At 70.9% G+C, this 24,054-nt stretch carries 22 protein-coding genes; 7 read left to right on the top strand and 15 right to left on the bottom strand.

Features of this window, described 5'->3' with window-relative positions; all coding sequences use genetic code 11:
- Window positions 1-100: 100 nt before the first annotated feature.
- A complete protein-coding gene (locus tag ACFRFH_RS13135; RefSeq protein WP_382463451.1) occupies window positions 101-1,069 on the bottom strand; it encodes an aldo/keto reductase in 969 nt (322 codons plus the stop codon).
- A gap of 104 nt (window positions 1,070-1,173) precedes the next feature.
- Here ACFRFH_RS13135 and ACFRFH_RS13130 point away from each other — a divergent pair, with 104 nt between their 5' ends.
- From ACFRFH_RS13130 to ACFRFH_RS13120, 3 genes are all read left to right on the top strand, one after another.
- Complete coding sequence (locus ACFRFH_RS13130) at window positions 1,174-1,335, top strand: hypothetical protein (protein WP_382463450.1); 162 nt, start codon at window positions 1,174-1,176, stop codon at window positions 1,333-1,335.
- Window positions 1,336-1,499: 164 nt separating this feature from the next.
- Window positions 1,500-1,706, top strand: a complete 207-nt coding sequence (locus ACFRFH_RS13125; RefSeq protein ID WP_179607925.1) for a hypothetical protein — start codon at window positions 1,500-1,502, stop codon at window positions 1,704-1,706.
- 89 nt (window positions 1,707-1,795) lie between these two features.
- The gene (locus tag ACFRFH_RS13120) at window positions 1,796-3,256 is read left to right on the top strand and encodes a DUF1254 domain-containing protein (protein WP_382463449.1); all 1,461 of its coding nucleotides are present in this window, start codon (window positions 1,796-1,798) and stop codon (window positions 3,254-3,256) included.
- Between the two features lie 4 nt (window positions 3,257-3,260).
- On the opposite strand, the gene ACFRFH_RS13115 is transcribed toward ACFRFH_RS13120, so the two are convergent.
- From ACFRFH_RS13115 to ACFRFH_RS13090, 6 genes are all read right to left on the bottom strand, one after another.
- Window positions 3,261-3,530, bottom strand: coding sequence for a hypothetical protein (locus ACFRFH_RS13115; RefSeq protein WP_382463448.1), 270 nt, complete (start codon window positions 3,528-3,530; stop codon window positions 3,261-3,263).
- Window positions 3,531-3,603: 73 nt separating this feature from the next.
- On the bottom strand, window positions 3,604-4,716 hold the full coding sequence (locus ACFRFH_RS13110) for a glutamate--cysteine ligase (protein WP_382463447.1): 1,113 nt from the start codon (window positions 4,714-4,716) through the stop codon (window positions 3,604-3,606).
- Between the two features lie 77 nt (window positions 4,717-4,793).
- Window positions 4,794-5,309: a GNAT family N-acetyltransferase gene (locus ACFRFH_RS13105; RefSeq protein WP_382463446.1), complete on the bottom strand. Its 516-nt coding sequence runs from the start codon at window positions 5,307-5,309 to the stop codon at window positions 4,794-4,796.
- A gap of 24 nt (window positions 5,310-5,333) precedes the next feature.
- Complete coding sequence (locus ACFRFH_RS13100) at window positions 5,334-6,479, bottom strand: cystathionine gamma-synthase (RefSeq protein WP_382463445.1); 1,146 nt, start codon at window positions 6,477-6,479, stop codon at window positions 5,334-5,336.
- A gap of 39 nt (window positions 6,480-6,518) precedes the next feature.
- Window positions 6,519-7,883, bottom strand: a complete 1,365-nt coding sequence (locus ACFRFH_RS13095) for a cystathionine beta-synthase (protein ID WP_382463444.1) — start codon at window positions 7,881-7,883, stop codon at window positions 6,519-6,521.
- A gap of 242 nt (window positions 7,884-8,125) precedes the next feature.
- Window positions 8,126-8,539: a hypothetical protein gene (locus tag ACFRFH_RS13090; RefSeq protein ID WP_382463443.1), complete on the bottom strand. Its 414-nt coding sequence runs from the start codon at window positions 8,537-8,539 to the stop codon at window positions 8,126-8,128.
- A gap of 189 nt (window positions 8,540-8,728) precedes the next feature.
- Here ACFRFH_RS13090 and ACFRFH_RS13085 point away from each other — a divergent pair, with 189 nt between their 5' ends.
- Window positions 8,729-9,397 (top strand): metal-dependent transcriptional regulator, encoded by a 669-nt coding sequence (locus ACFRFH_RS13085; RefSeq protein ID WP_382463442.1) that lies wholly within the window; start codon window positions 8,729-8,731, stop codon window positions 9,395-9,397.
- Between the two features lie 4 nt (window positions 9,398-9,401).
- Here the strand turns inward: ACFRFH_RS13085 and ACFRFH_RS13080 are convergent, their stop codons facing one another.
- The 8 genes from ACFRFH_RS13080 to ACFRFH_RS13045 all read right to left on the bottom strand — a co-directional run bounded on the left by ACFRFH_RS13080 (window position 9,402) and on the right by ACFRFH_RS13045 (window position 20,487).
- Window positions 9,402-10,643 (bottom strand): Nramp family divalent metal transporter, encoded by a 1,242-nt coding sequence (locus ACFRFH_RS13080; RefSeq protein ID WP_382463441.1) that lies wholly within the window; start codon window positions 10,641-10,643, stop codon window positions 9,402-9,404.
- 126 nt (window positions 10,644-10,769) lie between these two features.
- Window positions 10,770-12,647, bottom strand: a complete 1,878-nt coding sequence (locus tag ACFRFH_RS13075; protein WP_382463839.1) for an ABC transporter ATP-binding protein — start codon at window positions 12,645-12,647, stop codon at window positions 10,770-10,772.
- Window positions 12,648-12,700: 53 nt separating this feature from the next.
- Window positions 12,701-12,892: a hypothetical protein gene (locus ACFRFH_RS13070; RefSeq protein ID WP_382463440.1), complete on the bottom strand. Its 192-nt coding sequence runs from the start codon at window positions 12,890-12,892 to the stop codon at window positions 12,701-12,703.
- Window positions 12,893-12,939: 47 nt separating this feature from the next.
- Window positions 12,940-14,112 carry a non-hydrolyzing UDP-N-acetylglucosamine 2-epimerase gene (gene wecB / locus ACFRFH_RS13065; protein WP_382463439.1) on the bottom strand — a complete coding sequence of 391 codons (1,173 nt, stop codon included), beginning with the start codon at window positions 14,110-14,112 and terminating at the stop codon, window positions 12,940-12,942.
- Between the two features lie 122 nt (window positions 14,113-14,234).
- Window positions 14,235-15,551: a hypothetical protein gene (locus ACFRFH_RS13060; RefSeq protein WP_382463438.1), complete on the bottom strand. Its 1,317-nt coding sequence runs from the start codon at window positions 15,549-15,551 to the stop codon at window positions 14,235-14,237.
- Window positions 15,552-15,841: 290 nt separating this feature from the next.
- Window positions 15,842-17,209: a glycosyltransferase family 2 protein gene (locus ACFRFH_RS13055; protein ID WP_382463437.1), complete on the bottom strand. Its 1,368-nt coding sequence runs from the start codon at window positions 17,207-17,209 to the stop codon at window positions 15,842-15,844.
- Entirely contained in the window at window positions 17,206-17,784 is a 579-nt protein-coding gene (locus ACFRFH_RS13050; protein ID WP_382463436.1) for a hypothetical protein, read from the bottom strand. Before ACFRFH_RS13050 ends, ACFRFH_RS13055 begins: the two co-directional genes overlap by 4 nt.
- A 144-nt stretch (window positions 17,785-17,928) precedes the next feature.
- Complete coding sequence (locus ACFRFH_RS13045; protein WP_382463435.1) at window positions 17,929-20,487, bottom strand: LuxR C-terminal-related transcriptional regulator; 2,559 nt, start codon at window positions 20,485-20,487, stop codon at window positions 17,929-17,931.
- A gap of 247 nt (window positions 20,488-20,734) precedes the next feature.
- On the opposite strand from ACFRFH_RS13045, the gene ACFRFH_RS13040 reads away from it, so the two are divergent.
- The 3 genes from ACFRFH_RS13040 (at window position 20,735) to ACFRFH_RS13030 (ending at window position 24,052) form a co-directional block, all read left to right on the top strand.
- Window positions 20,735-22,024 (top strand): ABC transporter substrate-binding protein, encoded by a 1,290-nt coding sequence (locus ACFRFH_RS13040; protein WP_382463434.1) that lies wholly within the window; start codon window positions 20,735-20,737, stop codon window positions 22,022-22,024.
- A gap of 82 nt (window positions 22,025-22,106) precedes the next feature.
- Window positions 22,107-23,138: a carbohydrate ABC transporter permease gene (locus ACFRFH_RS13035; protein ID WP_382463433.1), complete on the top strand. Its 1,032-nt coding sequence runs from the start codon at window positions 22,107-22,109 to the stop codon at window positions 23,136-23,138.
- Window positions 23,138-24,052, top strand: coding sequence for a carbohydrate ABC transporter permease (locus ACFRFH_RS13030; protein ID WP_382463432.1), 915 nt, complete (start codon window positions 23,138-23,140; stop codon window positions 24,050-24,052). The genes ACFRFH_RS13035 and ACFRFH_RS13030 overlap by 1 nt, the downstream gene beginning before the upstream one ends.
- The last annotated feature ends 2 nt before the right edge of the window (window positions 24,053-24,054 follow it).

Raw genomic sequence — 24,054 nt, 5'->3', positions numbered from 1 at the left:
GGTCCCCCCCCCCCGCGCCCTCCCCCACACCAACCCTTTAAACAGCGGGCAACCCCCCCCCGCTACCCCCGCTTTTACACACGTTTCGGCGGCTCGGCGGTTAGAAGCCCGTCGGCATCGTGACCGTGTAGGGGGCTTCGAGGGCCTGGACCTCGTCCTCCGTCAGCTCCAGGTGCACGGCGGCCACGGCGTCCGGGAGGTGGTGCGGCTTCGTCGCGCCGACGATCGGCGCGTCCACGACCGGGTTGCGCAGCACCCAGGCCAGCGCGACCTGCGCCATCGGGACACCGCGCGCCTCCGCGACGCGCTGCACGGTCTCCGCGATCGGCTTGTCGTGCTCCTCGGAGTACCGCGCCTGCAGCGGGTCGGTCTCGCCGCGCAGCGTCTGCTCGCCCCACGGCCGCGTCAGCCGGCCCTTCGCGAGCGGGCTCCACGGGAGGCTGCCGACGCCCTGGTCCGCCAGCAGCGGGAACATCTCGCGCTCCTCCTCACGCATCATCAGGCTGTACTGGTCCTGCATCGTCGCGAACCGGGTCCAGCCGCCGAGGTCGGCCGCGTGCTGGAGCTTGGCGAACTGCCACGCCCACATCGAGGAGGCGCCGATGTAACGGACCTTGCCCGCCTTGACCACGTCGTGCAGCGCCTCCATCGTCTCCTCCACCGGGGTCAGCGGGTCGAAGCGGTGGATCTGGTAGAGGTCCACGAAGTCGGTGCCGAGTCGCCGCAGCGACGCGTCGATCTGCTCCAGGATCGCCCGGCGCGAGAGGCCCGCTCCGCCCGGGCCGTCGTGCATCCTGAAGTTCAGCTTGGTCGCCAGCACGATGTCCTCGCGCCTGGTGTACTCGCGGATCGCGCGGCCGACGATCTCCTCCGAGCTGCCGAAGCCGTACACGTTGGCGGTGTCCCAGAAGGTGATGCCGGCCTCCACGGCCTGGCGGAAGATCGGTGCGGCGCCCTCGTCGTCCAGCGCCCACTCGTTGAAGCCGCGGGATGTGTCGCCGAAGCTCATGCAGCCCAGTGCGAGGCGGCTGACCGTCAGGCCGGTCGACCCCAGTCGGGTGTACTCCATAGTGTCGTTCTCCTCTTCGTGTCGACTCTCGGTGTCGACGCTACGCGGGAGCCGGCGCGGAAGGGAGGTACTGCGTGTGCCCCCGATCGGCCTACCATCACGGCATGACCGATGAACGAGAGAACTGGCCGGAGACCCCCTCCGGCGAGCCCATCGACGTCGACGCCCTCGCGGAGGGCACAGGCGGTGGCCCCTACGACGCCGACGGCGTCTTCGAGCCGGAGGACGACGCGGCGACGGACGACGAGGACGACCCCGGGACCTGAACCGACCACGAGCCGTCCCCTCCTGTTCACCCCACTCCTCTTGTCCCCCGGGCTTGTACCCCACTAGGGTGTGGTCCAGGAGCCAGTCCCGAGCCGGCGGAAACGATGTCAGGCGCACCTCCGACGACCCAGGGACCGGCTGCACAACTGGGGAGGGGTGCAGCGTGACGACCTATGAGACGCCGATCGGGAACGCGCCGAAACCGGGCCAGGACATCCATCTGGTGAGATGGATCCGGTCCGCGGACGGCTGGAGCAGCGAGACCGTGCTCTGCACGTATCTGGCGGGGACGCCCTCGCACTGGGTGGTCGAGAGGCACGGCGAGCGCGTGAGCCTCGACCGGGCGGAGTGGGCGCAGTTCGCCTTCTGACCCCGCGCCGCCCGGTCTAGACGCTCCGGGGCGTCCCGCGTTACTTTCCCGCCATCGGCCGGACCGACCGGCCACGGGGAGGTCGAGAGATGCCGATCGAGGGGACGCCAGGAGCGGGGTTCACGCCGGAGCAGATGCGGGAGGCGCTGGAGCGCATCTCCACACCGGACGAGCTGGCGACGGCCTTCGGGACGTTCGCGTTCGTCGACGGCGTGCCGCGCAGCGGATCGGTCGCGGCGATCTACGACGCCCTCGACGTCATGCGTGCGGCGGAGGCGTTCCTGGTCGGGATCCCCGGCGCCTCGCTCGTGGCGATGCGCGCCGGCCTGCGCAGCGCGGGCGTCACGTCGCCGGACATCATCGGGTACACCGATCCGCGTGCGAACTCCGGCGGCTACTACCTCACGCCCAACACGGAGACGACCTACGGGACGACCTTCCTCGACCTCCGGGCCTGGGGGCCGACCGTGATCGAAGCGCCGCCGCAGTCGCTGTGCGTCATCGACGACTTCTGGTTCCGCTACGTCACGGACATGGGCATCCCCGGACCGGATCGGGGCGAGGGCGGTTCGTATCTGTTCCTGCCGCCCGGGTACGACGGCGACGTGCCGGAGGGGTACTTCGTGTCGCGGCCGGCCACGTTCACGAACTGGGTGGTGCTGCGGACGCTCGGCGGCGTCCCCACGATGAAGACGACGCGCATCTACCCGCTCTCCGAGGCGGCCTCGCCGCGCGAGAACACTTTCGTGAACATCGCGGACGTGCCTCAGAACTCGGTGCACTCGAACGATCTCGCCTTCTTCCGGGAGATCGACCAGCTCATCCAGGAGGAGCCGCCCGAGGCGCTCGACGCGGAGCGCGCGGGGATCTTCGCCGCACTGGGGCTGCTGCGCGGGAGGCCGTTCGCTCCGGACGAGCACCGCGCGCACCTCCTCGACGCCGGAGCGCGGCTGGGGGCGGCAATCTCGCGCGCCATCGTGTTCGCCCCGCGCGACCCCGCCGCGTTCTTCTGGGAGGGGAGGTCGTGGAAGAACGCCTTCGTCGGCGGCAGCTCCGAGTTCCTCCGCGACGGCGTGCGGCTTCTGGACGCGCGGACGCAGTTCCACTACTTCGCCACCGTCATCACCCCGGCGATGGCGCACGCCCAGGTCGGCGCCGGATCCGCCTACGCGTACACCGCGGAGGACGGCGACCGGCGCACGCTCGACGGCGGCGCCACCTACACGCTGCGCATCCCGGCGGACCCGCCCGCGAAGAACTTCTGGTCGATCGACCTCTACGACACGCAGACGCGCTCGCTGCTCCGGCTGCCGGACAACCCGCACCCCGCGCTGTCCAGCCTCGCGGGCACGCTCCAGCAGGAGCACGACGGCTCGTTCCTGCTCTGGTTCGGCCCGCACGCTCCCGCGGGGCACGAGTCGAACTGGGTGGGCACCGTGCCGGGCAAGTCGTGGTTCCCGATGTTCCGCCTCTACGGACCGCTCGAGCCGTGGTTCGACGGCAGCTGGCGGCTCCCGGAACTCGAGCGGGTGACCGAGCCGATCGACTAGCCGCTCAGAGGCCTGCCCGCGCCGCCAGCAGCTCCACCGCCACCCGCCAGTCCCGCGCGGGGATGCCGTCGCCGGTCTCCTCCTCGCCGGGTGACCGCGCCACGAACGCCGGCCACGGGTCGCCGGGGATGTGCGACTCCTCGACGAGCCCGAGGTAGTCGCCGCCGAAGTAGACCTCCCACGCCGCGGTCGCCGTCGGGCTGTACATGAGCGTGAGCGGGAGCGTGCCGTAGGTGTACACGGCGTGCTGGTGGGCCAGTTCCTTCCCCGTCATGTCCGCCTCCACGTCCCGGCCCTCCCTCTCATGTCCGAGCGTAAGCGCGTCGGGCCTCCGGCGGAAGGGATTGCTACGCCACGATGCGGCCGTCGCCCTCGGTGACCTCGTCGTGGGTCGCGACGACCGCCTCGGCGACGACGTCGCTCATCCGTCCGCGCCGGGCGAGGGCGTTCCGCTGCCGGCCGGCGCCGCCTCCGCTGCGCAGGATCCGGTCCACCCCGCGGCGCACCAGTTCCAGGTCGCCGTAGCCGTCGAGCGCGCGCGCCGTGTGGGCGAGCAGGGCGTCGAGGGCGGCGATCGCCGTGCCTTCGCGGCCGGTCACCGGATGCGGGAGCATGCCGCCGACCCCGGTCAGCGCCGCCTGCCACTCGGCCAGCCGCAGGGCGGCGGAGGGCGTCGCCAGCGGCGCGACGCCCGAACGCCACTCGCCGACGGCGGTGTCGACGAGGGCGCGCACCAGAGCGGCCAGCACGACCGTGTCGCGCGCGTCGAGGCAGACGTCCGCGACCCGCACCTCCACGGTCGGCTGCTTGTGCGAGACCCGCGCGTCCAGGTAGAGCATCGCCTTGTCGAGGATGACCCCGGTCTCCACGAGCAGCCGCTCGAACCGGTCGTAGGCCTCCACCGACCCGAACACGTCGGTCGGCCCTGCGCTCTGCCACTGGTGCCAGGCCACGAACCGGTAACTCGCGTGCCCGGTGTCGACGCCGCCCACGAACGGCGAGTTGGCCGTGAGCGCCAGCAGCGCCGGGAGCCAGGTGCGGATGCGGTCGAGGACGGCGACGCCCTCTTCGCGGGAGTGGATCACGACGTGCACATGGCAGCCGCAGACCAGCGTCCCCTTCGCGGTGAGCCCGTACTTGGCCATCATCTTGTCGTAGCGTGTGCCAGGCGTCGGGTGCGGGCGCAACGGCAGCGGCGACATCGCGACCGCCACCGCCCTGGCGCCGTGCCGGCGCGCGAGCGTATCGGCGAGCGTGCGCCCCTCCACGACGTCCGCGTACAGGTCGTGCGTCGTCAGCCGCGGGAGCGTCTGCGTCTCGATCATCTCCTGCTGGATCTCGGCGCCGAGCCGCAGCTCGGTCCCGGCGGGGGCGTCCGCCAGCGCGTACGGGGCGACCGGAGTCGCGATCCCGCGTTCATCGACCAAGAGGAGCTCTTCCTCCACCCCGAAAGTCCTCACGAGACCACTATCGGTGAGGGGTCCTCAGGGAGCAATACCCCGTATCCCGTGAATCCGCCCAGCGCGGCTCGACCGACTCAGTCGGGGAGGCCGACCCGACGCTCGAGCACCTGCCCCGGCCACTCGCCGACCAGGAACGGGTCGGTGCGCGTGTACCCGCACGACTCGTACCAGCGCACCAGGTCGCCGGTCCCGCCCGCGTAGCAGTCGACCCGCAGCGTGCCGACCCCCGCGGCGAGCGCCTCCTCGTGGGCGAAGTCAAGCAGCCGCCGGCCGGTCCCCGTGGCGCGCGGGTCGCGGGAGCCGATCAGGACGCGCACGTACAGCTCCGGCTCCGTCGCGGGCGGCACGTACTCGGTCGCCGCCCCGAGCGCGAGGAAGCCCACGACGCCCGCCTCCGGGTGCTCGGCGATCCACGTCCCCGGCTCGGCGACCCAGCCCTGCACGCGGGTCACCTGCTCCGGCCGGTCCGAGAACGGCTGGGTGCCCCACTGCCCGGTGTTCCCGATGGTGAGGAACCAGGCGATCGCGTCGTCGAACAGGCGCAGCACGGCGTCGGCGTCGGCGGGGCGCGCCGGGCGGATGGAGGTCATGGCCCTGTTGGCTAGCGGCATGGGCTACCGGGCCAGCGCCTGCTCGACGTCGGCGAGCAGGTCGGCGACGTCCTCGATCCCGACCGACAGCCGGATGACGTTGTCCGGGACCTCCAGCTCGGTGCCGCGCACCGACGCGTGCGTCATCTCCGACGGGTAGCCGATCAGCGACTCCACGCCGCCGAGCGACTCCGCGAGCTGGAACACCTCCGTCGACTCCGCGAACCGCCGCGCCGCCGCCGCTCCCCCGCTCAGCGCGACCGAGAGCATGCCGCTGAAGCCGCTCATCTGCCGGGCGGCGAGCTCGTGGCCGGGGTGGTCCGGGAGGCCGGGGTAGTACACCGCGTCGATCCCGGGACGCCCGACCAGCGCCTCCGCGATGGCCTGAGCGTTCTCGCTGTGCCGCTTCATCCGCACGTCGAGCGTCTTGATGCCGCGGACCGTGAGCCACGCGTCCATCGGCGACGACACCGCGCCGGCCGCGAACTGGATGAACTGCGCCTTCTCGGCGAGCTCGGCGTCGGCGAACACCAGGGCACCGCCGATCACGTCGGAGTGGCCGCCGAGGTACTTGGTGGTGGAGTGCACCACCACGTCCGCCCCGAACGACAGCGGCTGCTGGAGGGCGGGCGACGCGAACGTGTTGTCCACGACGACGAGCGCCCCCGCGGCGTGACCCAGCTCGACAAGCGACGCGAGGTCGCTGACCTTCATCAGCGGGTTGCTCGGGGTCTCGATCCACAGCACGCGGGTGCGGTCGGTCCCCAGGGCGGCGCGGACGGCGTCCAGGTCGCCGAGGTCGACGGTGGTGTTGCGCACGTCCCAGGCGCCGTGGATGCGGTTGATGAGCCGGTGGGTGCCGCCATAGACGTCGTTGCCGAGCACGACGTGGTCGCCCGGTCGCAGCACGGCGCGCAGCAGGGCGTCCTCCGCGGCGAGGCCGGAGGCGAACGACAGCGCGCTCACGCCGCCCTCCAGCGAGGCCAGCAGCGACTCCAGCGACGTGCGCGTCGGGTTGCCCGCCCGCCCGTACTCGTAGCCGCCGCGGAGGCCGCCGACGCCGTCCTGCACGAACGTCGAGGTCTGGTAGATCGGCGGGATGATCGCGCCCGTGGTCGGGTCGAACTCCTGGCCGACGTGGATGGCGCGCGTGGCGAAACCGTGGGTCATCGTGATCCTTACTTCGATGCGGGGCTGAGCTGCGAGCGGTTATTCGCTCAGGTACGTGAGGAGGTCCTGCCGGGTCAGCACGGCGACGGGCTTGCCGTCCTCCGTGACCAGCAGCGCGTTCGCGACGGCGAGCGCCGCCCGCGCCGCGGTGACCGGCTCGTTGACGCCGATCAGCGGCAGCGGCTCGCCCAGGTGCGCCCCGACCGGGTCGTTCATCTTGGCGCGGCCGCCGAACACGTCGTCGACCAGCGAGCGCTCGTCGAGCGCTCCGGCGACCTCGCCCATGACGACCGGCGGCTCCGCCGTCAGCACGGGGAGCTGCGAGACGCCGTACGTGTTCATGATCTCGATGGCGTCGTGGACGGTGTCGGACGGGTGCGCGTGCACGAGGTCCGGCAGGTCGCCGCGCTTGGTGCGGATGACATCGTGCACGGTGGCCTCGTCGGGCACCTCGCTGAAGCCGTAGGAGCGCATCCACTTGTCGTTGAAGATCTTCGCCAGGTAGCCGCGGCCGCCGTCCGGGAGGATGACCACCACGATGTCATCGGCGGTGAGGTCCTTCGCGGCGCGGAGGGCCGCCACCACGGCCATGCCGCTGGAGCCGCCGACGAGGATGCCTTCCTCGCGCGCGAGCCGCCTGGTCATGTGGAACGACTCGGCGTCGCTGACCGGGATGACCTCGTCGACCACGGTCGGGTCGTAGGCGCCGGGCCAGAAGTCCTCGCCGACGCCCTCCACGAGGTACGGCCGGCCGGTGCCCCCGGAGTAGACCGAGCCCTCCGGGTCGGCGCCGACGATGCGGACGCGGCCCTCGGAGACCTCCTTGAGGTAGCGTCCGGTGCCGGTGATGGTGCCGCCGGTGCCGACGCCCGCCACCAGGTGGGTGATGCGGCCGTCGGTGTCGCGCCAGATCTCCGGACCGGTGGTCTCGTAGTGGCTGAGCGGGCCGTTCGGGTTGAAGTACTGGTTGGGCTTGAACGCCCCCGGGATCTCTTTCGCCAGCCGGTCGGACACCGAGTAGTAGGAGTCCGGGTGCTCCGGCGGCACCGAGGTGGGCGTCACCACGATCTCCGCGCCGTAGGCGGTGAGCACGTTGCGCTTGTCCTCGCCCACCTTGTCCGGCAGCACGAACACGCAGCGGTAGCCGCGCTGCTGGGCGACGAGCGCGAGGCCCACGCCGGTGTTGCCGCTCGTCGGTTCCACGATGGTGCCGCCGGGCTTGAGCAGCCCCTCGGCCTCTGCGGCGTCGAGGATGCGGGAGGCGATGCGGTCCTTCGACGAACCTCCGGGGTTCAGGTACTCGAGTTTGACGAGCACCGTCGCCGCGATTCCGTCGGTCAGCCGGTTGAGCTTCACGAGCGGAGTGTCGCCGACCAAGTCGATGATGGTCTCTGCGTACTTCACGCGGTCCACCGTAACAGGGCGGTCGGGGCGTTGCCGCCGTATGACCCCGCTCCTTCGCGCTGCGGGCCGCCGCCTAGACTTCTGGCCGGACCGGGATCATCCCCGGCGCTACGTGTGGTTTGCGGCGCGCGGCCCTGGAATCGACTAGGGCCACCCTGGACGAATCACAGGGCAGCCCTCGCCATCAACGCAGTCAGGCCAGACCATGCGAAATGCTCAGTCAGGCTGCCAGCGCCGGCCCCTCAGGGGTACGGGCGGTAGAGACTGGGGCCATAAGTCACGTTCTTCCGAGGACCATTCGCACCGTCTTGGGTCCAGGTGACCACACGGAAGACGCCCTCAACGCCGTAGTTCCCCAAGGCGGCGGCTACGTTGATCGTCGGCGAGTCACCGTTCGCTCCGTTCGTGTCCCACACGGTTGTGTTGGGGACCTTGGACCACAACGTCAGTCTATTCTGCGACTCGATTTCGGCCCCCGCGCGCATGCCGTCGACCTTTGTGTCCTGAACGTAGAGCCAGCCCGCCTGGAGCTGCGCACTGGACGCAGGCCCGATCACCATCCCCCTGGGAGTGGCGGCGTTGGCCGGACCCGATACTCCGGTCACGACGAGCGCGACCGCCGCGGATGCGAACAACCATCTTGTGAGACGTCTCATGATTCCTTCTCTCTGGAACTAAAATGCATCGTTACACATCTAACCATGTCCCTAAGTTGCGTGTTACGCAAGACCGAGCGCACACGGGTGACCGCGCGGCCCGACGAACTAAGCGCGGGACATCCAGGGCGAAAGTGCGTCCCCTTCCACGACGAGGTCTACTTGGATGTCACGCCTAGACTTTCCTCCATGCCCGTGTCGGACCTCTCCCCCGTGGCCCAGGACTACCTGAAGCTGATCTGGTCGGCGACCGAGTGGTCCGCCGACCCCATCACCGTCAAGCAGCTCTCGGAGCGGATGGGCGTGCGCGCCGCGACGGTGTCCGACGGCATCCGCCGGCTCGCCGACCAGGGCCTGGTCGTGCACGAGCCGTACGGTGCGATCGAGCTGACCGACGACGGCCGCCGCGGCGCGGTCGCGATGGTGCGCAGGCACCGGCTGATCGAGACCTTCCTGGTCGAGGAGCTCGGCTACGGCTGGGACGAGGTGCACGACGAGGCCGAGGTGCTGGAGCACGCCGTCTCGGACGGCCTGGTCGACCGCATCGACCGCCGGCTCGGTTTCCCGGCCCGCGACCCGCACGGCGACCCCATCCCGACCGCCGACGGGACCCCGCGGCGACCGGAGGCCGTGCCCCTGCTGAACGCGGAGACCGGCGTGCCGCTCACCGTGGTGCGCATCTCGGACGCGGACCCTGCGGTGCTGCGCTACCTCCGCGAGCGCGGCATCGGCCTGGACGCCGTGCTGACGGTGGACGAGCACCGCGCGTTCGCGGGCGATGTCACGGTGAACATCGGGGACGCCGCGATCGTCCTCGGTGCGACGGCGGCCGCGGCGGTCTGGGTCGCCGGAGCCTGACGACTCACTGCGGCAGCAGTGTGAACGCCACCAGCGCGAGGTTGAGCGCCACGACGAGCCCGGCGACGCCCCAGCCCACGACCCGCACCCAGGTCGCGTCCGCCCGCTCCCCCATCACCGCGCGCGACCCGGTCAGCCGCAGCAGCGGGATCATCGCGAACGGGATGCCGAGGCTCAGGAACACCTGCGACAGCACCAGCGCCCAGGTCGGGTCGGCGCCGAGCCACAGGATGACGACGGCCGGGATGAGCGTCACGATCCGCCGGGCGAGCAGCGGCACCCGCACCCGCAGCAGGCCGCTCATGATGGTGGCGCCGGCGTAGCTCCCGACCGAGGTCGACGCCAGCCCGGACGCCAGCAGCCCGACCGCGAAGATCACGCCGATCGCCGGTCCGAGTGCGGCGCTGATCGCGGCGTGCGCTCCCTCGATCGTGTCCGTCCCCGCGACCCCCGGCAGCGCCGTCGCGGCGAGCAGCAGCATGGCGATGTTGACCGCGCCGGCCAGCAGCAGCGCGAGCACGACATCCAGCCGGGTGGCCCGCAGGAGAGTGCGCGTCCGGCTCTCATCGCGGCTCTCGCCGTGCCGGTCGCGCGCGAGCGCCGAGTGCAGGTAGATCGCGTGCGGCATGACGGTCGCGCCGAGCATGCTCGCGGCCAGCAGCACGGTCGGCGCCCCGTCGAACCGCGGCACCAGCCCGGACGCGGCCGCACGCCAGTCCACCGGGCTGACGACCAGCCCGGCCAGGAAGCCAACGGCGATCACCCCGAGCAGCACCAGGACGACGGCCTCGAACGGCCGCTGCCCGCCATGGGTCTGCACGGCGAGCAGCCCGATGGCGGCGACGCCGACGATGAGGCCGCCGACAGCGAGCGGGAGTCCGAACAGGAGGTTCAAAGCGATGGCCCCGCCGATCACCTCGGCGATGTCCGTCGCGGCCGCGACGAGCTCCGCCTGCGCCCAGTACGCCCGCCGCGCCCCCGTGCCGAGCCGCGCGCCGAGCAGCTCCGGGAGGCTGCGGCCGGTGACGATGCCGAGCTTCGCAGACTGGTACTGCACGAAGACCGCGATCCCGTTGGCCGCGACGAGCACCCAGACCAGAAGGTAGCCGTACCGCGCGCCCGCCGTGAGGTTGGCCGCGACATTGCCCGGGTCGACGTAGGCGATCGCGGCGACGAAGGCCGGGCCGAGCAGGAGCCACAGGCGCAGGCGGGAGCGCGCGGGCCGCTCCACGACCTCCAGCGCCACCGTCGACCTCCCCGCCCTCACTCCATTGTTAGCCCAGCCTAACAATTATCGAGGGGCACGTAAACGCCACTAAGAAGGCGTTTTAGGGGCGTTTACGTGCCCCTCGGCGCCTTTGGGGAAGGCGCGTCAGTCGTCGAGGAGGGCGGTCTCGGTCTGCTCGCGGTAGAGGCGCGCGTAGACGCCGCCGACCTCCAGGAGCTCGCGGTGCGTGCCCCGTTCGACCACCTGGCCGTGGTCGATCACGAAGATGACGTCGGCGGCGACGATCGTGGACAGCCGGTGTGCGATCGCGATGGTCGTGCGCCCGCGGGAGGCCGTGTCCAGCGCCTGCTGCACCACCCGCTCCGAGATGGTGTCGAGCGCGCTCGTCGCCTCGTCGAGGATGAGCACCTCCGGGTCCTTCAGCAGCACCCGCGCGATGGCGATGCGCTGCTTCTCGCCGCCGGAGAGCCGGTAGCCGCGCTCCCCCACGATCGTGTCGTAGCCGTCGGGGAAGCTCACGATCGTCTCGTGGATGTTCGCGCGCGTCGCCGCCGCCTCCAGCTCGGCCTGCGTCGCGTCGGGACGGGCGTACCGGAGGTTCTCGGCGATGGTCGCGTGGAACAGGTAGGTCTCCTGGCTGACCACGCCGATGTGCGAGACCAGCGAGTCCTGCTGCAACCCGCGCAGGTCGGTGTCCCCGAACACGATGCGCCCGGAGGTCGTGTCGTAGAACCGCGGGATGAGGTAGCTCACCGTGGTCTTGCCCGCGCCGCTCGGCCCGACGAACGCGGCGAACTCACCCGGCTCGATCGTGAACGACACGTCGTCCAGGGTGTTGCGCTCCCCCGGCCGGGCGTCCGGATAACGGAACACGACGTGGTCGAACTCGATGCGGCCGAGGTCGCGGCCCGGGTCGACCGGCACGGCGTCCGGGCGGTCGGCGATGGCCGGCTTCAGGTCGAGGTACTCGAAGATCCGGGCGAACAGCGCGCCGGAGGTCTGCAGGTCGAGCGCCACCCGCATCAGCGCGAGCAGCGGGAACAGCAGCCGCGCCTGCACCGTCGTGAACGCGACGATCGTGCCGGCGGTGATGTCCGTCGCTCCACCGAGGATCAGCCAGCCCGAGACCAGGTAGACGATCGCGGGGATGGACGACAGGAAGATGTTCACCATCGCGAAGAACCACTGCCCACTCATCGACTGCGACACCTGCAACCGGATCTGGGTGCGGTTCTCGTCCGAGTAGCGCTCGATCTCCGCCTGCTGACGGTTGAAGCTCTTCGAGAGCAGGATGCCGGACACGCTCAGCGTCTCCTGCGTGATCGCGGTCATGTCCGACAGCGACTCCTGCGTCCGGGTCGCGATCCGCGCGCGCACCTGGCCGACCCGGCGCTGGGCGATCACCAGGATGGGCATCAGGATGACCGCCACGATGGTGAGCTGCCAGTTGAGCAGCAGCATCGCCACGAGCGCCGCGATCACCGTGACCGTGTTGCCGAGGATGCTCGACATGGTGTTGGTGAGCACGTTCGCCACGCCGCCGACGTCGTTCTGCAGCCGCGACTGGATGATGCCGGTCTTGGTCTTGGTGAAGAAGCTCAGCTCCATCGCCTGCAGGTGCGAGAACAGCCGCACTCGAAGCGCACCCATCACCTTGTTGCCGACCGACGAGGTCAGGTAGGTCTGCCAGACGCCGAGCAGCGCCGAGCCGACGAACACCACGATCATGATCACGACGATCTCGATCAGCACCGGCATATCGGGCCTGCCGGACGGCGGGAACAGCCCGTGGTCGAAGGCGCGCTGGGTGAGCAGCGGCGGGACCACGGACAGCGCCGCGCCGATGAGCACCAGCACCATCGTCATGATGATGGCGGCCTTGTGCGCGGAGAACAGCGACACGATCCGGCGGAACAGGTTCGGGATGCGCGGCGCCTCCGCGTTCAGCGCCCGCTGCGCCGCCGCATCCCCGGTGCTGACGCGCGAGCGCATGGGACCGCCGCCTCCGCCCATGCCACGCATTCCGCTCACACCGAAAGCCTACGTCGGCGCCGTGGGCGCTGATGCCGGGCCGGTTACGCCGTCGGAGGAACGTTCCGCGCCCTCCGCACCCACTGGGAGCGGAGCAGGAACAGGCCGGCGACGACGGCCACCGCGGCGATCACCATCGGCGTCACGCTGTCGAAGCCCGTGGCGGCCAGCGCGCCGCCGCCCAGCAGGGCGCCACCGCCGCCGAAGGGGCCGAAGGGGTTTCCGTTTCCATACATGTGTCGCAGCTTTCGTGTCGCCGTGTTCGTTCGATGAGTAGCGGGGCTCAGGCCGCGTGGGCCAGCGGGGAGGCCGCGCGCTCGGCGAGCCGGACGGCCCCGGCGGCGATCAGCTCGCCCGCGCGTCCGTCCCCGTAGGGCGACGGGGTGGCCGCCAGCCGGGCGGCGAGCCCCGGCTCGGCGAGGACCTCCGCCGCCGCGGCCGCGATGTCCTCCCCCGGGACGACCAGCCGGGCGAAGCCGGCGTCGACCGACTCCGGGCGCTCGGTGGACCGCCGGACGACCAGGAGCGGCTTCTTCAGGACCGTGACCTCCTCCTGCACGCCGCCGGAGTCGGAGACGATCAGGTCGGCCGTGCTGGCGATGGCCAGGAACTCGCCGTGACCGAGCCCGCGCCGCACCTCGAACGCGTCGAGCAGTCCGGCGAGCCCCCAGCGGGCGGCGGCCGCCTCGGTGCGCGGGTGGAGCGAGAGGATCACGTCGGCGTCGATGCGGCGCAGCCCGTCGAGGACGCGGCGCAGCGCCGCCGGGTCGTCGGTGTTCTCCGGCCGGTGGACTGTGGCGAGCACGACCGGCCGGCCGGACTCGGTGCGCTCGGCCGGCGCCGCCGCGGCGAGCGAGTCGACGGTCGCCTCCACGACGGTGTTGCCGGTCAGCGCGATCCGCTCGGCGGGCACGCCTTCGCGGAGGAGGTTGTGCCGGTTGTCGGTCGTGGCGGCGCAGTGCAGCTCGGCGAGCGCGCAGACCACCAGTCGGTTGAGCTCCTCGGGCATGGCCCGGTCGAAGGAGCGCAGCCCAGCCTCCACATGCACGACGGGGATGTCGAGATAGCTCGCGGCCTGCGCGCCGACGGAGGTCGAGTTGGTGTCGCCCTGCACGATCACGGCGGCCGGGCGGTGCGCACGGAAGTGGGCGGTGAGCTCGGCGATGCCCTCCGCGATCTGCTCGGGGCGCCCCTTGCCGCTCATGGCGCTGAGCCGCACGTCCGGCTCTCCGATGCCGAGGCCGGCGAAGAACTGGCCGGCCATGCTGTCGTCCCAGTGCTGTCCGGTGTGGATGACCCGAACGCGGGGGCCGAGGGCGCGGACGACGCTGGCGAGCTTGATGATCTCGGGCCGGGTGCCGAGCACGACGGCGATGTCGCCGAGGGACGTGGGCCGGGTGAGGGTGGTACGGGTGGACTGCGGACGGGTGGCCTGCGGACGGATGGATCGGGGCATGGTGTGCTCCTTCACGGGTGGGTGGTGCGCGGGTGGCGCCGGATGCGGGTGATGTCGACTTCGTTGAAGCCCCGGCCGTCGAGGGAGGTCGAGGGCCGGGGCGGTTCGTGGGTGCGGTGCGATTACTTCGTCGCGGCCCGCTTGCGGCGTCCGATCACTGCACCGGTCGCGCCGAGCAGACCGAAGCCGGCGAGACCCAGCAGCACCGGGACCTCCTGCGCGGCGATGATGACCGTCACGTCGGCGGTCTCGTCGCCGGCGGTGACCGTCAGATCGTTCTGACCCTCGGCGAGGCCGGTCGCGGTCAGCGTCCAGGTGCCGTCGGCGCCCACCGTGGTGGTCTCCGGGCCGGTCGGGGTGGTCACCGTGACGGTGGCGCCGGGGGCGCCGGTGCCCGAGAGCACCGCGGACTTCGCCGCGTCGTCCTTGGAGTCGACCTGCGCCGTGAGCGGGGTCGCCGGGGCGGGCGCGTCGATGGTCACCGGGAGCTCGACCGTCGAGGTGATGGTCGCGCCCTTGTCGTCCGTGGCCGGCTGCGACACCGCGAGGTCGTTGCGACCCTCGGCGAGGCCGTCCACCGTGAGCGACCAGGTGCCGTCGGAGCCGACCGTGGTGGTCTTCGCACCGGAGGGCGCGTCCACGGTCACCGTCGAGCCCGGCTCGCCCTTACCGCCGACCGTCGCCGTCTTGGCGTCGTCGTCCTTCGCTGTGACAGCCGCCGTGACGGGCTGGATCTCGCGGGAGAGGCTGAGGAAGGCGCCCGGCTTCTGCGGAGTCATCGGGACCGAGTTCACCGGCCCCGCGGTCTTCACTGCCTTGAAGACGTAGTCGATCTTCACGGATGAGACGGAGCCAGGGAGCTGGAGGTCCGCCCCGAAACCTGCATTCTCGTTCGTGCCGACCAGGCGGGAGGCATCCACGGTGAGGGCGTTGGCCTGGAAGGCCGCACCGTCACCCGTGACCGCGCCGACGAGGGACACAGCGGGGGCGGGCTTACCGCCGATCTCTGCGATGCGCGGCTCCAGGTATCCCTTCACTTGCGCGCCGTCACCGGCCGTGGCCCCCCAGCCGAAACTGTAGAGCTTGATGATCGGCTCGGTCACCGCGGAGTCGAAGACGAGGGTCTCGCTGAGGGTGTCGCACGTCTGGACCGTGCCGAGCGGCGCGACGGCGGGCATGCAGCCCTCCGGCGCCGTGCCGTCGATCAGCTGCGTCGCGCCCGTCCCAGCAAGCGTGAGTCCCGGCGAGCCACTCGCGGTGACGTTCCCGGAGTAGGGGGCGAGCAGCGGGGCGGAGGCGCCGGAGAAGGCGCCGGTGAGTGCGACCGTGCCGTTGGCGGCCGGGTCGGCCGCCTGGGCGGCGAGCGGGGTCAGGAGGGTGACGGCCGCGCTGGCGACGATCGCGCCGACGCCGGCGAAGAGTTTGCGGGTGGTACGCATTGGGTGGTTCCTTTCAAGGCGGGTGGAGCCCGGCGGGTGACCGGGAGCTTCCGGATGAGTGCCGCTCCCTGGGGTGCGGTGATTCGATTCTTCCGACTGATATCTGGAGTTGCGGGTGTGGGATCTGGGGTTGAGTGGTGGTTGAGCGGTCGTTGTGAGCGCTGTCCGCGGACGCGAAGAAGCCCCGGCCGTCGTACCCGTGGACGATCGACCGGGGCTTCCCGGGTCGGCCCCCCACCCGAGGGGGCCGGTGCCGGCGGCGGCACCCGGAGCACGCCGCCGGAACTCTGTCAGCTCGTCCGCGAGACGAGCTGTCCTGCCTCGACCGTCTCCGCGTTGCGGATGGTCTTGGCCCAGCCGGTCTGCCGGCGGACGAGCTGGATGACGGCGCGCCAGGCGACCACGTAGATCAGGTAGACGTAGACGAGGTAGCCGAACCCCCAGCCGGCGGCGGTGCGGAGGTCGGCCTCCCGCTCGCAGCGCTGGCGATAGAGGAAGCCCCAGATCGCGAACTCGCCGACGCCGATCACGACGTAGAGCGCCAGCAGCCAGGCGCCGCCGTGGGCGAGATAGTCCATCAGGCCCGCGGGGTTCGTGACCGTGTTGACGATCATCGCGATGACCGGGATCGGGTAGAAGATCGTGCCGAGCACCTGCACCCAGGGCTGTAGGAGGAAGTAGGTCAGTTCCATCGCGCCGAGGTTCCCGAGTCGCGAGCTGCCCCAGATCTTCGGGATGTAGCGGAAGCACTGCATGGTGCCCTGCGACCAGCGGGCGCGCTGGACGATGTAGCGGCGGAGCGAGTAGAGCGCCTCCTGGTCGACCCAGGCCGCGGTCGTGTACGCGTTCTTCCAGCCGCCGAGCAGGAAGTGCAGGCCGAGTTCGAAGTCCTCCAAGAGCGAGCCGCGCCAGGGGCCGTCGCCCTCGGCGATCGCGTCGAGCGCGGAGAGCCGGGTGAGCTGACCGTTGCCGCCGACGTTGACGGTGCCGGTGTAGCGGCGGCTCATCTGGATGGCGGAGATCGGGCCGCGGAACTCCAGGTCCTGCATCCGCACGAAGGTGCGGGCGAGGAGGTTCGCGAACCGGCCACGGCCCTCCAGCGGCTCCATCACGACGCGGTTGGACATCCGCACCTCGACCTGCACGGCGCCGATCCCGTCCGAGCCGAACAGCTCGGGGCCGGCGGCGACCTCCAGCAGGTTGCCGGAGGGCCGGCCGTCCGCATCCACGACGGCCAGGATGGTCGTGGCGCGGCGCTCTGCCGGGATGGTCTCCCGGATGATCGACCAGGCGTGGTTGAGGGCGTGTGCCTTTCCGGTGCGGGCGTTCGGGCGGCGACGCTGGATGAGCTCAACGCCGCCCAGGTCGGCGGCGGCGCGGCGCACGATGTCGGCGGTGGCGTCCTCGGAGTCGTCGTCGATGACCCAGACGGTGGCCTCGGGGAAGGTCTCGCGCAGGTAGCCGACGGTCTCGCCGATGACCGCCTCCTCGTCGCGGCAGGGCACCACGAAGTGCCACTCGAACGCGGCGGGGTCGCCGTGCTCGTCCGGCGTGCGGCGCACGAAGGGGAGGATGATCGTGACGACGTAGCCGAGGAAGACCGTGCCGGCGACCAGCGAGAAGATGATCGAGATGTCGAGGAGGAGCTGGTGGCTCATGCGGTCACCGCCTGTCCCTTGCGGCCGCGGGCGGCGATCCAGAGCATGCCGACGGTGGCCAGCAGCAGGCCGGCGAGCACGATGACCGAGCCGACCAGGGTGTGACCCCAGCCGAACCCGCTGACGCCGTCGTCGAGGGTCAGCGCGGCGATCGCGACGACGCGGACGGTGTTCACGGCCTCCAGCAGCACGGCGCCGACCGCGACGGCGAACACGGCCCGCAGCACGCTGATCCGGCCGGCCGACAGCAGCGCCGCGGCGATGAGCAGGAACGGGACGAGCAGCAGGACGATGCTGCAGGCGAGGCCGACGGTCATCGAGAAGAGCGTCGGGCCGCCGGCGCCGATCGTGAGGGTGGCGTGGTCGCCGAGGACGGCTGAGACGCCGAGCACGGCCGGGATGGCGTGTGCGAAGACGTGCGCCTCCAGCTGGACGGCCCGCTCGAGCAGGACGACGAGCGCGGCGGCCGCGACGGCGAGCAGTGCCGCGAGGACCAGTTGCGGGACCGAGGCCCGGCGCCGGCGCGGGTGCGGCCGGGCCGGTGGGGTGACGGGTGCGAGTGGGGTGTCTGACATTTCGTGCTCCTGCCGGGTGGCTTCCTCCCGCCGGGTGAGCGGGAGTACTCCGATAGAACCAGCGGACATGTCAGGGTGCGGGGGCCGCGTCCCGGAGTGAGTACCGGGTGAGCGGTCCTCGCTCAGGAGTTCAGCGGGACGGCGTCAGAGGTCGGGGTTCCACTCGTCGCGGAGCTGCCGCCGATTGGAGTAGCCCAGCTTCTTCAGGAGGCGGTGCATGTGGTTCTCGACCGTCCGCACGCTCACGAACAGCCGGTGCGCCATGTCGCGGTTGCTGAGCCCGGCCTTCGCCAGGATGGCGACCTCCCGCTCCCGGTCGGAGAGCAGGTCCCCGCCGCGGTCCTGGTCGACGTGCGACCGGTGCTCGCCGATCAGCAGCGCCCGGCCTTCGTCGTCCAGCGGCTCCGTGCCGGCCTCCGCGCGCAACCGGTCGATCACGTCGACCGCCGCTGCGGCGAGCTGCGGGGCGATCAGTTCGCCGGAGCGGTCGAGGGCGGCGGCGATCTGCTGCTCGTCTCCCGTCCCCATCGCCACCTTCACGTCGAACACCGCGTGGTGGAGCGGGCTGTCGATGCGGTCCATCACCGCGGAGATGTCGCCCGCCTGCTCCGGCGTCACCGTGGTCAGGTCGGTCCAGAACATGCACGCCGTCGCCAGGTGGCCGAGCGTGGCCTCGACGGCCCCCGCCTCCCACAGCAGCTCGTCGCTGGCGGCGAGGTCGCCCTCTGCACGCAGGATCGCGGCGCGCGCGAGCTCCACCCGGGAGGGGTGCGGCGGGAGGTCGAGCGTGCCGGCCCGCTCGCCCTCCGCCAGCAGCGCCGCGGCCAGCTCCAGATCGCCGAGCTGCGCCTGGATGATCGCGCCGAGCAGCAGCAGCGGAGGCTGCGGGATGGCGAAGGGGCCGCCGCTGCCGAGCCGCAGCCCGGTGCTCAGGGCACGCCAGCCGGCCTCGAATCGTCCGCGCTGGACGAGCGTCTGCGCGACGCCGAGCGCGTGGAACTGGAAGCCGAGCGGGCTGAGCTGGTCGTAGGCGTGCTCGGCGCAGCGCCGGGACCACTCCTCGGCGTCCTCCAGCCGGCCGAGCGCGAGCAGCGCCTCCGTGCGGAGGAAGTCGAGGTGGATGGAGGCGAGGGTGCCCTCCTCGAGGCCGTTGCGGGTGTCGATCCGCTCCAGCGCGTCCTCGGGGCTGCCGGCCTCCAGCAGCAGCGCGACGGCCAGGAGCGTCGACCAGGTGTGCTCGTAGTCGCTCGTGCCCGGCGCGCTCAGCCGCGCGATGAGCTCGGGGGTGAGCGGCACGGCGTCGTGGTGGAGCCGGGCAGCCGTGTGCACCTTCCGCACGAAGGGCGCCTTCGCACCGAGGCGCGCGCCGAGGCCGTCCAGCCAGTCGTCGATGCGGTCGCCCTCGCCGCTCCAGGTCAGCCACTGCAGCTCGTAGAGCGAGAACTGGAGGCGGGCGGTGACCGAGTCCCTGTCCCCGAACCGCGTCTCGGCGAAGATGCGCCCGAGCGTGTCGGCCGGGCGCTGCACGGTCAGGGTGCGGAAGTACGCGCAGGCGTTCTCGACCGTCGGCAGCTCGCTCCAGAGTGCGCGCGCCGCCGCCTCGCGCACGGCCACCCGCTCCTTCACCTGTCCGGCGAACTCCGCCGACCAGCGCCAATAGTCGTCGCTGTCGAGCCCGCTCACGACGAACGGGTCGATGGCGGTGTGCTCGCGGTCCGGCACGAAGTCGGCGCCGAAGGTGCGCTCCACGGTCTCGACGAGGCGATGGCGCCGCTCGGGCGTGAGCTGCTCGCGCAGACCGCGGGACAGTGCGGGAGGGCTGACCCTGGCGTCGTGGCCGACCTCCGCGTAGCTCCACGACAGGCGCCCGCGCTGGTTCAGGCTCAGCAGGATCGCGGGGTCGACGAGCCGGTCGAGCTCGCGCGGCGGCAGCGGGCCGGCCCAGGCGAGCAGCTCCAGGGCGCTCTGCTCCTGGGGGCTGAGCCGCCCGGTGAGCGCGTGGACGACGGAGGCCGCCGACGCCTCCTCCAGCGAGCCCACCTCCGACCAGAGCCCGTCGCGCTGCCCGATCGCCCCCGACGCGACCGCGACGTCGACCAGGGCGGCGGCGGCGCGCGGATTGCTGCCCGAGTGCGCGCTCAGCGAGACGACCAGCTCGGCGTCCGGCCGGCCGCGCAGCCGGGCGGCGACGAACCGGGACATCGCCTCGAACGACAGCGGAGGCACGGCGACGTCCGCCGGCGCCCGCTCGGCCAGCAGGGCCGCGAACGGGCGCGGCGCGCCGCCGATCGCGACGGAGCAGCGCCCGACCGTCGCCACCAGCCGGGCGCCGGTGCGGTCGAGGACGGCGCGCAGCGCCGCGATGGCCGGAGCCTCCAGCTCGTCGAGGTCGTCCACCAGGAGCCGGCTCCTCGGCCCGTTCAGCTCCTCGGCGAACGCGGCGACGACGCGTTCGGCCGCGGCGCCTCCCGGCGTTCCTCCCGGCACGTCGAACGGGACCGTCGTCGCGGCGAACGGCGCGAGCGGATCGGCCGCGGACCCGAGCCGCCCCGGAACCAGCACCGCGTCGTTCCCGCGCTTGCGAAGCGCGCCGGCGAGCTGCGAGAGGCACCAGGTCTTGCCCGATCCGTCGTCGCCGACGAGGAGGACGTCCCTGCCCTGCGCGAGCAGCGTCAGCGCGGCGTCGATCGTGGATTCCGGCATGGAGCACCCCGTTTCATTCCAGCGCATGATACTCCACGGTCAGACGCCGCGCTCCACACATCACGATGACAGCATCCCGGCCCCCCGCACGCGGGTAGAAACCACCGTGACCGAATCGCAATGCAAGCGCTTGACGTAAACGCTTGCACAGATTTACCGGCCGGAGTACGTTGAGCGCGGGCGCACCCGCGCCTGCACCAAGAGCACCATGCTCGACACGAGCACCAATAGCTCAACGAGGAGTGAAATGAAAGCAGCACGTCTCTCCGTGATCGCAGGGGTCGCCCTCGCGGGCCTCGCCCTTGCGGGATGCACCGGCGGCGGTTCAGGAGGCAGTAGCGCGGGCGGGGACGCCGGCGCCAACCTCGACAGCAAAGGCCCCATCACCTACGTACAGGGCAAGGACAACTCCAACGTCGTCCGTCCCCTGGTCGACAAGTGGAACGCAGCACACCCCAGCGAGAAGGTCACCTTCAAGGAGCAGACCGACCAGGCCGACCAGCAGCACGATGACCTCGTGCAGCACTTCCAGGCGAAGGACCCGAACTACGACGTCGTCGATGTCGACGTCGTGTGGACGGGCGAGTTCGCCGCGAAGGGCTGGCTGCAGCCGCTCACCGGCAGCCTGAAGATGGACAACTCGAAGCTGCTCGCGCCGACGGTCAAGTCGGGCACGTACAACGGCACGCAGTACGCGGCGCCGCAGACCTCCGACGGCGGCATCCTGTACTACCGCAAGGATCTCGTCCCCACCCCGCCCAAGACCTGGGCTGACATGATCAAGGACTGCGACACCGCCAAGGCGAAGGGCATCGGCTGCTACGCCGGTCAGTTCGCCCAGTACGAGGGCCTGACGGTGAACGTGGCCGAGGCCATCAACACCAACGGCGGCACCATCGTCGGCGACGACGGCAAGACCGTCACCGTCGACAGCTCGCAGGCCAACGCGGGTCTGACCCGCCTGGTGGACGGCTTCAAGAACGGCCAGATCCCGGCCGAGGCCATCACCTACCAGGAGGAGCAGGGCCGCCAGGCGTTCGAGGCCGGCAAGCTGATGTTCCTGCGCAACTGGCCGTACGTCTACAACCTGGCCAAGACCGACGGATCGTCCACGGTGAAGGACACCTTCGGCATCGCACCGCTGCCGGGCATCACGGCCGACAAGCCGGGCGTGTCCAGCCTGGGCGGTCACAACGCCGCGATCAGCGTCTACAGCAAGCACAAGGCGACCGCGTTCGCCTTCCTGCAGTTCCTGCAGAGCGAAGAGACCCAGAAGTTCTTCGTGACGCAGGGCTCGCTCGCGCCTGTGCTGTCCTCGCTGTACAGCGACCCGGGCCTGAACAGCCAGCTGCCCTACCTGTCCACCCTGAAGACGTCGATCGAGAACGCGGTCCCGCGTCCCGTCTCGCCGTTCTACCCGGCCATCACCAAGGCCGTTCAGGACAACGCCTACGCCGCCCTGAAGGGCGACAAGTCGGTCGACCAGGCGCTGAAGGACATGTCCGCGGCCATCAAGACCGCGAGCGCGGGCCAGTAGGTCCCACCACGGTCGCCGGGCGGCGGGACCTCTCCCGCCGCCCGGCTCCCCCACTTACCGCCTTTCCTCCCGGAGGCAGCACATGTCAACGTCGAACGTCGTCGCCCCCTCAGCCACGAAGAACAGGCCGCCCGAGCAGCGCGCCGGAGTCAAGCACAACCGCCGCCAGCAGAGCCGCTGGGCCCTCTACCTCATCCTCCCCACGCTGATCCTCCTGGCCATCGTCATCGGCTACCCGATCGTCAGCGCCGTGGTGATGTCCTTCCAGAAGGACGCCGGGCTCGACCCGGCGACCGGCCTGTTCGTTCAGGGCGGTTTCGCCGGTTTCCAGAACTACGCCCACTGGCTGTTCCAGCAGTGCGCCGGCCCGAACGGGACCACGGTCTCGTGCCCGCCAGGAAACCTCGGCTCCACCTTCTGGAGCGCCGTCGGGGTCACCTTCTTCTTCACGATCACCACCGTGATCCTCGAGACCGTCCTCGGCCTCTGGTTCGCGCTCATCATGAACCGCGCCTTCCGCGGCCGCGGCTTCGTCCGCGCGGCCATCCTGATCCCGTGGGCGATCCCGACCGCCGTCACCGCGAAGCTCTGGTTCTTCATCTTCTCGGTCGCCGGCGTCGCCAACGCCGTCCTCAACACGCACATCCTCTGGACCAGTGACGAATGGGCGTCCCGGTTCGCGGTGATCATCGCGGACACCTGGAAGACGACGCCGTTCATGGCGCTGCTCATCCTGGCCGGCCTCCAGATCATCCCCGAGGATGTCTACGAGGCGGCGAAGATGGACGGCGCGAGCACCTGGCAGCGCTTCTGGCGCGTCACGATGCCGCTGCTGAAGCCGGCGCTGATGGTCGCGATCCTGTTCCGCACCCTCGACGCCCTCCGCATCTACGACCTCCCGCAGATCCTGACAGGCGGCGGCGGTGGCACAGGCCATGCGACGACGACCCTGTCCATCCTCGTGGTCGATCAGATCAGGCAGGGCTTCAACAGCGCTGCCGCCCTCTCCACCATCACGTTCATCCTGATCTTCCTGGTCGCGTTCATCTTCGTGCGGTTCCTCGGCACAAACGTGGTGCGAACGCAGGAGACGCAAGCGAAGGGAGCGAAGTGATGACCACCGTCGCCGGCCCCGCGTCCACCACCTCCGAGACGAACGCCCCCGCCCGCCCGCGCACCAAGAGCCGCACGCGGTCCCGCAACCGGAACCAGAACACCCGCACCATCGTGCAGGCCCTGGTGATCGTGCTGTGGTGTCTGCTGCCGTTCTACTGGATGGTCGTGACGTCGTTCCGCGACGTCGGCTACACCAGCGACAACACGCCGTGGTTCACGCACATCACGTTCGACAACTACGTGACCGCGCTGTCGACCAACCTGGGCAACCACCTCGGCCAGGCGCTGCTGAACTCGCTGTTCATCGGCGTCTGCGTCACGGCGATCTCCCTGGTCGTCGGCATCTTCGCCTCGTATGCGCTCGCCCGCCTGGAGTTCCTGGGCAAGGGCATCGTGCTCGGCATCATCCTCGCCGCGTCGATGTTCCCCGGCGTCGCGCTCATCACCCCGCTGTTCCAGCTCTTCACGAACATCGGGTGGATGGGCACCTACCAGGCGCTGATCATCCCGGAGATCTCCTTCGCCCTCCCGCTGACGGTCTACACGCTCGTCTCGTTCTTCCGCGAGATGCCGTGGGACCTGGAGGAGGCCGCACGGATCGACGGGTGCACCCAGGCGCAGGCGTTCCGCAAGATCATCCTGCCGCTGGCGGCGCCCGCCGTGTTCACGACCGCGATCCTCGCGTTCATCTCGTCCTGGAACGAGTTCCTGATCTCCAGCCAGCTCTCGAGCGACGCGACGCAGCCGGTGACGGTCGCCATCGCCTCGTTCACCGGGAGCCAGCCGCACCAGGAGCCGTACACCGCCATCATGGCGGCCGGTACGATCGTGACCGTGCCGCTCATCATCCTGGTGCTGATCTTCCAGCGCCGGATCGTCGCGGGCCTGACCGCAGGCGGAGTGAAGGGCTGAAC

Origin of the sequence: Leifsonia sp. NPDC056824 (genome assembly GCF_042789575.1) — a bacterium.
In the GTDB taxonomy this organism is placed as follows: domain Bacteria; phylum Actinomycetota; class Actinomycetes; order Actinomycetales; family Microbacteriaceae; genus Leifsonia.
This window is presented reverse-complemented; position numbering and strand designations above follow the sequence as displayed.